The organism is Staphylococcus sp. HMSC34C02 (genome assembly GCF_001838705.1).
Taxonomy (GTDB): Bacteria; Bacillota; Bacilli; order Staphylococcales; family Staphylococcaceae; genus Staphylococcus; species Staphylococcus borealis.
Genome location: NZ_KV838585.1, coordinates 18,223 through 29,864, shown reverse-complemented (window position 1 = coordinate 29,864; position 11,642 = coordinate 18,223). Strand labels below are relative to the sequence as shown.

The window sequence follows — 11,642 nt, the reverse complement described above, 5'->3', positions numbered from 1 at the left end:
AAATAAAGAAGCCAGTAAATGAATTTGTTAAAACTCATTTACTGGCTATTTCTCTAGGGTTTATGTCCCAGACTCTATTTTTTTATGTTCACATTTTTTAAAAGAGAAAATACTATTAACATACCAAACATCATAATTCCAGTTACTATAATTATAAATGCTCGATAATCTTACTCAACTTTTCCATATAAAAAATAACTTATTTTAAATTAATTAATTAATCACATTAAAAAATTATATAATCCTTGCCAAAAAAAGAACATACGTTCTACAATGATGATGAGGTGGTAAACATGATTCCAAATCCTAATGCGCCAGATGAATATAAATATGAAACTGATTATAGAAAAATACCAAGAAAATATTTAAACCCTAAAATCCCTCAAGGGCGTGGAAAAATCAAATGGCAAGCTTTTGCGACTCTCCCGCAACAGTTTGAAATTTTAGAACAAATTATAAAGGATCAAAATAAAATAGAAAAACCATTGCTAACACATGATTCATTAGATAATTTAGATCAGATTTTTCAAATAAAAATTCAAAATGATGAGTTATGTACAATCTCATATTGGGAAGACGGCAGCATTTCAAACTATACAGGAAAAATTTTGAAAATTGATACAATCAATGGTTATTTTACATTTTACGATTCTACAAATACTAAACATACTTTTTTTAATACTAATGTGTATAATATCTCTTAAACTCGAATTATTTCTCTTTACCTGTGTATTAAATATCTTCATATATTTTATTATATAATGTGTTTATTTCATCTTTGAGCCTCTTTTTCTCATTTTCTAAAGATTTTACTCTCCTTTTTAATGAAGAAATTAATGCGTCTTTACCGTCACTGTTATTTTTATGTACAAATATGTCTTTACTTTGTTCACGTAACTCTTCGATTCTCTTTCGAATTTTACTATTATTATATAAAGTAGCTTTAGATACATTTGAATGCTTAGCAACAATATTAAAGTTAATTTCTTCATTTTTTCGAACCAATTCATTTATTGCTTTAGAAACTTTTTGCTCGGTTTTAACTTTTCGTTCTGCATGTAACTGTTTTAATTGTTCTTGTCTATTAAATTTTCCCATCTTAACCTCTATACTTTTATTCTATTACTTCTCCCGAATATAATGTTTCCATCTTTTATATTACCTAATATTTCTTCATATTTATTTAATATATTAGTATGTTTTTCAACCATATCTTGTCTATTATTATTTTTAGCTAATTCTATAGATTTGACCGTTGATTTGATATGTAATTCATATTTTTCAACATCTAAATCAGAAAATCCAATAGCTAGATCCTTACATGGTTTCCCAGAATTACAAGTTAAGCATGGCGGAGCTTCCATATATGGACAATCACCGCTCAATCTAGCATGACAAGTACCATAAGGATTGTCCATTGCGTTTAATTTATGTTCTTGCCATAAAGAATTCAATGCTTTTTCTGATAATTCACTACTATGCTGTATATTTTTAATTTTACCGTCAACATCAAAACTAAAAGCCCCTTGATCAATAACTGATTCAAAAGCCTTTCTTTTTGTATCATCAAGTAACTTAGCATATCTGAGTGTCATTTCTGGTGAGGAATGTGCTAATAATTCTTGTATGGTTAATATATCTGCTCCACCATTTAACAATTTCACTGCATAGGTATGTCTAAACTGATGAGTTTTGAAATGGAAGACTTCACCTTGTTCATCAAGAATATTTTTTGTTTTTGCTAAATGATTTAAGTGTGCTCTGACCATATGCTGTGTAAAGGGCATTCCTTTTCTTTTTCCTTTATGAATAGCAAAAATATAATTATTAGGGTTGTTATCTTTTGTACTTTTAATTTTAGAATTGGCTATTAAAACTGCTACTATATCAGCTAATTCATTATCGATTGGTATCCTATGTCCTTTAACAAAAGTTTTAGCAATATCAGTAATTATTGAAAACTTTCCATTAACTTTTGCAAGACAATTATTTTTTAATGTTAATACATCAGAAATTCTTAGTCCTGTTTTAAAAGCTATCCAAACTACAGGTATTAAATCTTTGTGCAAATCATTTATATGCTCAAAAAGCTGTTCCAATACAAAATCTGGGATATAATCAATTTGGCTACTATTTTTCTTTTCGCGCTTAGGAAAGTCTTGAGGATAAATTAAAAAACGTATATCTTCAGAGGGGGCTATATCATAATTTTGACTAGCAATATCATTTAAGAACCTTCTAATTGCTTTTAATTCTTCTCTAACGAAGTTCCTAGAACTTTGCACATTTTTACTATTAGCATATTCAAATAAAAATTCTATATATGCTTCGATATGACATCTATCTAGTTCATTTAAACTATTCCTTGTTTCTTTATTTTTAGATATATTTTGAAAAAACCTAGTCAAAACTCTTATATAAAATCTTGCTGTAGCAAATGCTATATCACCAGTTATCAAACGATTTTTTAAATATTTTTTTGCTAATTCTCGCATTTTAATTGACTCAATTTTTTCAAAGTTCAAATAATTACCAGTTAGTGTTTTATTATAACTCAATCCATATTTTTCTAAATTTCTAATATCCCATTTATCTTTTTCCCATTCTTCTCGCTTATCAATAAATTTATTTAGATTAATATACATATTCTTTAAAAAAGAAGCTAGTCCACTTTTATGTTCATAATCACCAAAAACTATTGTTGATGATTTTCTTTTTATAGGTATATTATTTTTAGTCAACCAACTAAACCAGTACTTTTCTAACATATTAATATCACAATCTAGTAAAGAATTTAAATTTGGATAAACTTCATTAAAGAACTCAGCAATCTTGTTAAGTTTCACTGCTCCAGTATTAAATACATTAGATAAAGACCAATCCTCTTTAACTATAAGTTTCAAAAAAAGGTATTTAAATTCTAAATTCAAATTTTCACTTTTAATCCTAAAGAAAATATTTTTTCTTTTGTCTTTATAGTTCTTGATACTATCTTGAAATTGCTCGAACTTGTTAAAAGCTGAAATGTGCCATTCATCATTTTTTAAAAAGTAATCATCATATATTTCAGTTATTAGCACTTCTCCTTTTATGTTTATAGTTCTACTTTGTAATGTACATAATTCATTAATCATAGTACTGTTTGTAGGTAAATTAATTGGTATTGACATAGTTATTCCCCTTTATTAAAAACTTGAAATTGATGCTTAACTTTATTCCAATCTTCACGTATATCTTCTTCAGTGGGATGAACATATAAATTAATAGTCGTTTGTATATTACTATGACCGAGTCTTTCTTGAACTTGTTTAATATCCTTAGTTTCATTATAAAAAACAGTTGCATGTGTATGGCGAAATAAATGGGGGTGAACATTTATAGATGTTTTATGTTTTAGCCTTTTAAATAATGAATATATATCACTATAATGCATAGCTTCTCCTACATTTCTACCCTTTATTTTTACAAAAAGATAATCAGAACATATGGAAAGTTCGTCAATTATTTCGTACACATAATCGTCATATAAATCAATTAACGATTGAGAAATAAATATTTTTCTTTCACCAGTTTTTAAATAAGTACCATTGCTATTAAATCTATTTTTCAAAACTATTTGGTGACCTTTTCTAAAATCAAATTTGATATCATCAATGCGTAATGATAATACCTCACCTATACGCAATCCTGTTTCATATAATAATTGTATTAAGAATTTATCTCTAATATTATTAGCTGCTCCTAATAATTTCTTAACCTCAACATTGGTTAACACTTCTAGTTTTTTCTTTGGTTCTTTTACTTTCAAAATATTTTTCAACATTCCATAGTCCTTGTTTACGCGATGCATGAAACTTTTATATTTTTTAGAGTATTTACTTTCCGTATGTATAAAATCATAGAAATTAACATCTAATTTTTTGCTCCTATAGAGATAATCATAAAAATTAGATACTACAGTAATAGTCAGATTAATTGTCTTAGGACTAATGCTTTTTCCTTTTCGGTGATAAGAGAGGACATTCTCATATTCAAAAGGTGTTTTCATCCATCTTATAAAATCAACAAAGTTATCAAAACTAACTTCTTTATAGCATATCTTTTTACTTTCTAAGTAAACAAAAAAATTTTTTAGTGCATAGGCATAGGTTTTCTTGGTATTTAAACTTTTATTAACACTATCCAGATACTTCAAATATCTTACTGCATCTACTATAGGTTCATTATTACCATCTAAAATCATAAAATTGATACCATTCTTAGATTTTACTTCTACTATTTTCATAATAATCTCATTTCTAATTTTTAATAGTATAAGTATACACTATTCGAACTCTTTTTACATCATACATATTAAACTTATTACACGTAATAAAAAAAGACTATTTAATATTTTTACTTTGTTCATTTTTTCTTAAAATATGATTCATTTTAAACAAAATAGTCTATATTCTTCAATATATATATAACCGTTTGCGACAATGCCGGAACAATATCAACGGTTGAATGATTTTATTGAGGAACAGAATAAAATTGCCATGCCTTCTTTATCAGACGATCAATTTGAAATGATTAATCGTCAGCTGACTTACAAGTTCACACAGCATCAACTGGCGATGATTAGTTATTGGAGAAATGGCTATATTCAATCCATTGCAGCCTATATACGTCGGATTGATTCATTGAATCGATGTATCACCATTAGTAATGAGAATGGCTCACAAACAATGAAACTCGATTTTACGGTTATTTGTAATGTAGAGTAAGTGTGGTACGCAATGAGTGATGCTTGTCACTGAACATGTATTGCGTTTTAGCTAAAATGAAATAAAGGGAGTAGAACCACATTCCTTTCGACTGTGTTGTTCCACTCCCAAATCTAAAGTTATTTACTTGTTGTAAAGCCTGCATAACTAATATCTACTTCTACAACTTTGCCTTCATTAAGTACGAATGATGCCGCTAAACCATTTTTATTAGGTTTGTATACGTAAATACCGCTACCTTTGGCATTTTTGTTGCCTTTTACTTTTTTCAAATCTTTACCATATGCTTTTTTAAGTTGATTATACGTTAAATCACCTTTAACTATAAATTGTAACTTATTCGCTTTTTTACCGTCGCTCGTTACACCAGTAAATTTCTGATTATACTTTTCTTTAACTGTTGTACTGTTCGTTTTAGCAAGTTTAATACCGTTAAATTTAATGTTGCCATGCTTAATTGCATTAATAAAGTTTTTATCTGTTAAGAATTTAGCATCTTTATCAACGTAACCATTATAAGCGTAATAATACCCTTTCGTTTGAGTTGCTGCATGGGCAGTATCTTGTACTGGTAGTACTGCGCTACTCACTCCTAAAAGTGTTCCAAATGCTAATGTTGTTGAGGCAATAGTTTTAACTACTTTATTCATGTTAGTCCTTCTTTCTATATTAGAATTACACTTCACTTATATTATCGCACAATACATACAAACATTCACTGTACTTAAGACCTATTTATCAAAAATTTTAGTAAACAAAATTTAATATTATAAAGTTGTGTTAATACTATCTATTTTATGAAGTTTTATTATAATAAGATAAAGAAATGAATTAAGGACGGAGGATACACCTTGAAAAAAGTATTGGCAGGTATCGTCATTTTATTACTTATTGTTGCTTTAGGCTTTTCAATATTTTTTGCAGCAACTGGTACTAAACATTCAAATTCGAGCGAGGACCATAAAACTGAAAAACATGATAAAAAAGACAAAAAAGATAAAACAAGTGAAACGCAAACTGAATCTCAATCTAATGCATCTGATAATGGAGAAAATGCACAATCAGAGCCAGCGTCAAACAATAATGTAAATACTCAACAAAATTATTCGACACAACCAAATAACTCGGCAACACAATCATCTAAAACAAAAGACAACAGTTCTAGACAAAATAGTTCAGAAAGTGCTACTTCAGAGAAAAAGACGAAAGAAACACAAACAACACAACAACCAAGTACACAACCATCGACACAACAACCGGCAACCTCTCAACCGAATACTCAGAACAAAACAACAACTCAAAGTAGTTCAACACAAAGTTCAAGTAGTTCAGCTAAAACAAATAATTCTAATGGTACAAACCAATAAAATTTGAGTGAGCTATCGCTAAATAGATGTTACAAAAACGTCCGGGGCATAAAGTTCCAGGATAAGTAAATAAAGAAGGGAGCGGGACAGAATTCTTTTAAATTCGTTGTCCCACCCCCGCAAGGATGACTAGAACTGAGAAAAGCTCGATTTAAGCGTCTTCTCAGTTCAGTCAGCTACTGCGAATTTGCTAAATAGCATTATTATATTATTTATGTCCCAGACTGTATTTTGCTAGAAATTTTGTCCCAGTCACTTCCTATTATCTAAATATCATTTTTGCGTCTACTCAGTAACTTTACTTTCATCTACACGTTTAGAAATTTTACGCATTACTGGATCTAACACTGGTTTGACTAAGATACCTAGAATAAAGAATCCTAATCCGAATAGTGCTAGGATAAGCATTTTTGTGATTAATATTTCCGGTACAATGCCACCTACTGTTTCACGTAATGAATCTATCACATACGTGAACGGTAAATATGGTGAAATGGTTTGGAAGAATTTAGGTGCTGTAACGACTGGGAAAGTACCTCCACCACCGGCAATTTGTAGTACTAATAAAATAATTGCGATTGCTTTACCTGGGTTACCAAGTAATGATACGCATGTATACACTATTGTGTTAAAGACAATCGCACCACATAATGCAACTAAGATAAATAGTATTGGTGATTCAACTTGTGCTTTCAAAATCACTAAGTCCCCAATGGTTACAATCAGTGTTTGAATGATTCCCATCATGATAAAGAATGCACCTTTACCTAAATAAATTTGACGTTTCGTCAATTCGTCTCTCAGTGATTCATGCTTATTATCTACAGACAGTAAACTTACTAATAGCAAGGCACCTACCCATATAGATAATGAGGTATAGAATGGTGTCATACCTGAACCATAATCTTTAACTGGGAAGACATCCACTTGTTTTTTATGAATTGGATTGGCGATCACATCTGCTTGTTTCTTCAAGTCATTCTTCAACGCATCAATGACTTTATCCACCGCATCGTCTTCGTCTAATTTCTTGAAGATTTTATTCGCTTTGTCTAAATCTTTTTCAATATCAGGCAAACGATTTTCAGAGAAATTCGCTAAGTTAGCTAATGCCTCTTTCGCACGTGGTTGATTTTGATTTAATAAATCAACTGCATTGTCATACTTATTAAACAATGTCGGTAAATTCGCATTTACAGTTGCTGTCGCATTAGCAAGTTGTTGCTCTAACTCAGGTAAATCATTACGAACAAAGTCTGCTGCATTCGCTACATCCGCTTTTACAGTCGGGAAGTAGTTCTGTGCCGTTTGCATCGCATTAATATATGTTTGTTCTAAAGCCGGCAATTCGCTTTGTATATTAGCAATGCGATTTTGCCCATCCGCTACAATATCTTGACCCGCAATGATAACACGATTAATTGTATTTAATTTAGATTGAACGTCTGATAGCGTATTCTGACCTTTATTTAATTCTTGCGTAATTTGATTAGATACGACTAACAAACGATTGTTTAAGTCATTTTTAATAAAGTCACGGTAGTTACCTAACGCTTTATTTAAATCTGGTAATGAACGTAATACATTAACCGCTTCTGCTTTTCCTGAACTGCCATTTTTCAAGGCATCAATAAGTTGATTCGTTGAACGCAATGTATCACTGATGCGATTATTTGCACTTTCTACTTGTTTAATTTGTGATGATAAATCGACATGTTCTCTTTTTTCTAATTCTTTTAATACGTCAATCAGTTGTTGGTTGTTTTTCGAGCTGTTTTCAAGACGTGTTTTTAAATTTCGTAACATCTCATTAAATTCAGTTGGTCGATTAGAACCGATGACGCCATAAGATATATTTTTCAAAGCATTGATGTCTGACTGTGTCGCTTTCGCTTGAGTATCAGAATGACTAGAAAGTGTGAGTAACGCTTCTGCAAGCGCACTATTCATCGACTTCACGTCTTTGTCTGACACAATTTGATTATCGTTGACAGTGTCTTGGCTACTATCCGTACTCAACTTCTGAACATCATAGTGTGGCAATCCCGATGTACTTTGTTGACGCAAGTTGTTATTAGCTTGATTATTTACCTCTTGTGCACGATTGGCCGCTTCTTGGTAATCACCTACACGTTGTTGCGCAGCTGTAAGATATCCTTGTGCATCATTCAGACGTGAATGTGCTAAATCAAGCCCTTCACTAGCAATATCTACACCTCTATTAATTTTAGGGAACTGTGCTGGTATATCATTAGAAGCTACATTTAGTAATTTCTCAATATTTGGCATATATTCATTAAGTGCTAAGATGAGTTTTGCTTTCTCGTTCAATGATGGTATGGCTGCATTCACATCATTCAGTTTTTGTTGTGCATCTAAAACATCACCTTTATAATTACCTAGCGCACGGAATTGATTAGCATATTTATCAAGCTCATCTTGATGATCATTCAAATATTCAATACGATCTGCAATTTTATTAATTTCTGGTAATGAATTATGTGCTGCATAAACTGCATTTTTAATCTTATTAATTGTAGGGACTTCATCTTCCAGTTGAATACCTACTTTATTTGCTTCTTGTAGTAACGCTTTCGTTACTGTCTCATTGAATTGTTTGTTTGCTTCGTCGACAATGACCGTTGAACCTGTGTCTGTCATTTTCGGTGCAACCGCATTAATTTTCTGATTAACTTTATATTCAATATCTGCTTTTTGCGGTTTCTTTCTCAATGTCCCAGTAATTTGATGTGAGAATTCTTTCGGTATGTATATGCCGGCATAGTATTTCCCCATTTTGATTTCATGGTCTGCCTTTTCCCGGCTAACGAATTGCCAATCAAATTTATCATTCTTCTTAAGATTATTCTCAAGCGTATTACCCACGTTAATGTTCTTACCGCGAACTTTGTCGCCTCGGTCCTCGTTCACAACAGCGACTTTGATATGACCTGTATGACTATATGGATCCCACATGGCCCATAAGTTAAACCACGCATAAAAAGATGGTAATATTGCCAGACCAGCTAGTATGATCCAAACTGCTGGCGTCTTAGCCACACGTTTCAAGTCCGTTTTAAATAGTTTTAGTGCGTTTTTCATTTTCACACTCCTAAAAATGAAATATTAAGATTTTATCTCAAAATGATTTTAAGCATTGTTTTTTTCTTTATAGAGTTAGTATAATACTTTTATTGAGTAAAGTAGAAATTAGTTGATAGTAGTCAACTAAAAACCATAATAAGTATTATATCAAATTCTGATATATTCGCATACCACCATAATTTATTTGATAGGAGGAAAAGCGCGTCATGTCGAAGCATAAATTTATCATCTATTTTTTAACTACAACGCTAGTATTACCAACATTTACAACTAGCATTGCCCATGCTGAAGACACACAAGCAGATGCTAAGACACAAGCATCCACTACATCAAAAGAAGCAACTTATGATACTGAAGATGTAGATGATAACTATACGAATGAAACGTCTGAATCAAATGACAAACAATCAGATCGTCCCTCTTCAGAGACACCAACTAAAGAAGCGTCAAAGAAACATAATAATAAAGAACAAAATAAATCTACACATACGTCATCAGAAAAAAGGGATGACGACAACAAAAACGTATCTCGTAGTCATCAAACGCGTGATGAAGACAAACAGGATACTTACCGTACACCCCTTTCTCCTATTTTTGACGAAGCACAATCTAGCGGCTTGTTTTCATCTAACTTTTTAAATCCTGATTTATATCAAAATGGATTTAGTTTAACCAATTTAATTGCATCACTATTCCATTTCGACAGTGATATTTCAGATTATGAGCAACCCGCAAGTTCTAGTGAAGCAACAGATGACGACCATATCACAGATGAACACGATGCCGACACAGCTCATCGTGACCATCAAGATGTGAAGCCAAACGATGAACAAGTTAATCAAACAGACCATTCAACACAACAACAAGATGACACGGCGACGAACCATCAATCAACAGCTAGTCAAAATAAAGATGATGCGAGCGTGAGCAAAGCATTAGATGCTATTGATGATTTCGTTTCTGATACCACAGATGATGACACAGACCATCAAGCAAGTCATGATGTAGCTAACACTGACCGTCAACATGAATCTACTACGGATGATGCAAGTACTCGTACTAATGATGACGCTAATCATGCCTCATCTTCTGATAGTAAGTCTTTAACTGAATCCGCTTTAGATTCTGTACTGGATCAATACAGTGAAGATGCTAAAAAGACGCATCACAATTTCGAATCATCTAAAAAAGATAATGCATCAGACACGTCTAAAGATGAACAAGATAATGATGATACGACGGCATCTAATAATCCACAATTACCAACTAAAGACGAACTTGAACATAAGACAGCACCTGCACAATCATTTGAAGATGACTTTAAACAAAGCAACACACGTTCAACGAGTCTCTTCCAAACCTTACCTCAATTTAATGGTAATGAGGTAACTGACGGAGACATAGCAGTGGTTGAAAATAAAGGTACACGTGACTTTATTAAATCTATTGCTAAAGATGCACATCAAATTGGTCAAGACAAAGATATTTATGCCTCAGTTATGATTGCACAGGCTATTCTTGAGTCGAGTTCAGGTAATAGTGCTTTAGCACAAGCGCCAAATTATAATTTATTCGGAATTAAAGGGAGTTATAAAGGACAATCTGTTAACTTTAATACTTTAGAAGCTGGCAGTGATCAAAGTATGTTTAGTATTAATGCCGGTTTCCGAAAATACCCAAATACGAAGGCATCATTGGAAGATTATGCTGATTTAATTAAACATGGTATTGATGGTAATGCCACAATCTATAAACCTACCTGGAAGAGTGAAGCTATAGATTATCGTGATGCAACACAACATTTGAGTCGTACATATGCTACGGATCCGAACTATGCTACTAAATTGAACAGTTTAATCAAGCACTATCACTTAACAGATTTTGATAAGAAAACAATGCCTGATTTAGATCAATATGCTAAACAAACATCGAGTGGCAAAGATACTTCAGGTCGTGGATTTAAATCATTCGAAGTGACGGATGCGTCTTCACCATATCCTCAAGGTCAATGTACTTGGTATGTATACGAACGTGTGCAACAATTTGGTAAGCAAGTCAGTGGTGACTGGGGCGATGCACATCATTGGGATAATCGCGCAGAACGTGATAACTATGATGTCAGTCAAACACCTTCAACTCATAGTGCCGTTGTCTTTGAAGCAGGACAAGCTGGCGCCCATGACGTATATGGTCATGTTGCTTTCGTTGAAAAAGTAAACAGTGATGGCTCAATCGTCATTTCAGAATCTAACGTTAAAGGTTTAGGCATCGTGTCATATCGCACTATTGATGCAAACACAGCTGAAACCTTACATTACATTGAACCAAAATAACGTTGCAATGGATGGAGTAATATTAAAGTAAAATAGCTCTTAGATAGATATTCACTCGTTTAAGTTGTTTC

The 11,642-nt window shown here is 32.0% G+C and carries 9 protein-coding genes; 4 read left to right on the top strand and 5 right to left on the bottom strand.

Annotation, left to right across the window (positions count from 1 at the left end):
- The first annotated feature begins 293 nt into the window (after positions 1-293).
- A complete protein-coding gene (locus HMPREF3239_RS07295; RefSeq protein WP_000612780.1) occupies positions 294-704 on the top strand; it encodes a YolD-like family protein in 411 nt (136 codons plus the stop codon).
- A 28-nt stretch (positions 705-732) separates the two neighbouring features.
- On the opposite strand, the gene HMPREF3239_RS07290 is transcribed toward HMPREF3239_RS07295, so the two are convergent.
- From HMPREF3239_RS07290 to HMPREF3239_RS07280, 3 genes are read right to left on the bottom strand one after another with little or no spacing between them, the layout of a single operon-like run.
- On the bottom strand, positions 733-1,098 hold the full coding sequence (locus HMPREF3239_RS07290) for a DUF6262 family protein (protein ID WP_000514485.1): 366 nt from the start codon (positions 1,096-1,098) through the stop codon (positions 733-735).
- Positions 1,099-1,106: 8 nt separating this feature from the next.
- On the bottom strand, positions 1,107-3,170 hold the full coding sequence (locus HMPREF3239_RS07285; RefSeq protein WP_000026855.1) for a tyrosine-type recombinase/integrase: 2,064 nt from the start codon (positions 3,168-3,170) through the stop codon (positions 1,107-1,109).
- Between the two features lie 2 nt (positions 3,171-3,172).
- A complete protein-coding gene (locus HMPREF3239_RS07280) occupies positions 3,173-4,285 on the bottom strand; it encodes a tyrosine-type recombinase/integrase (protein ID WP_070855192.1) in 1,113 nt (370 codons plus the stop codon).
- A 196-nt stretch (positions 4,286-4,481) separates the two neighbouring features.
- On the opposite strand from HMPREF3239_RS07280, the gene HMPREF3239_RS12115 reads away from it, so the two are divergent.
- A complete protein-coding gene (locus HMPREF3239_RS12115; RefSeq protein WP_083324766.1) occupies positions 4,482-4,766 on the top strand; it encodes a YolD-like family protein in 285 nt (94 codons plus the stop codon).
- 119 nt (positions 4,767-4,885) lie between these two features.
- Here the strand turns inward: HMPREF3239_RS12115 and HMPREF3239_RS07275 are convergent, their stop codons facing one another.
- Positions 4,886-5,416 carry an immunodominant staphylococcal antigen IsaB family protein gene (locus HMPREF3239_RS07275; protein WP_070855191.1) on the bottom strand — a complete coding sequence of 177 codons (531 nt, stop codon included), beginning with the start codon at positions 5,414-5,416 and terminating at the stop codon, positions 4,886-4,888.
- A gap of 201 nt (positions 5,417-5,617) precedes the next feature.
- On the opposite strand from HMPREF3239_RS07275, the gene HMPREF3239_RS07270 reads away from it, so the two are divergent.
- A complete protein-coding gene (locus HMPREF3239_RS07270; RefSeq protein WP_070855190.1) occupies positions 5,618-6,133 on the top strand; it encodes a hypothetical protein in 516 nt (171 codons plus the stop codon).
- A gap of 285 nt (positions 6,134-6,418) precedes the next feature.
- On the opposite strand, the gene HMPREF3239_RS07265 is transcribed toward HMPREF3239_RS07270, so the two are convergent.
- Complete coding sequence (locus HMPREF3239_RS07265; RefSeq protein WP_070855189.1) at positions 6,419-9,235, bottom strand: YhgE/Pip domain-containing protein; 2,817 nt, start codon at positions 9,233-9,235, stop codon at positions 6,419-6,421.
- 209 nt (positions 9,236-9,444) lie between these two features.
- Here HMPREF3239_RS07265 and HMPREF3239_RS07260 point away from each other — a divergent pair, with 209 nt between their 5' ends.
- Positions 9,445-11,571 carry an amidase domain-containing protein gene (locus HMPREF3239_RS07260; RefSeq protein ID WP_070855188.1) on the top strand — a complete coding sequence of 709 codons (2,127 nt, stop codon included), beginning with the start codon at positions 9,445-9,447 and terminating at the stop codon, positions 11,569-11,571.
- Positions 11,572-11,642: the final 71 nt, after the last annotated feature.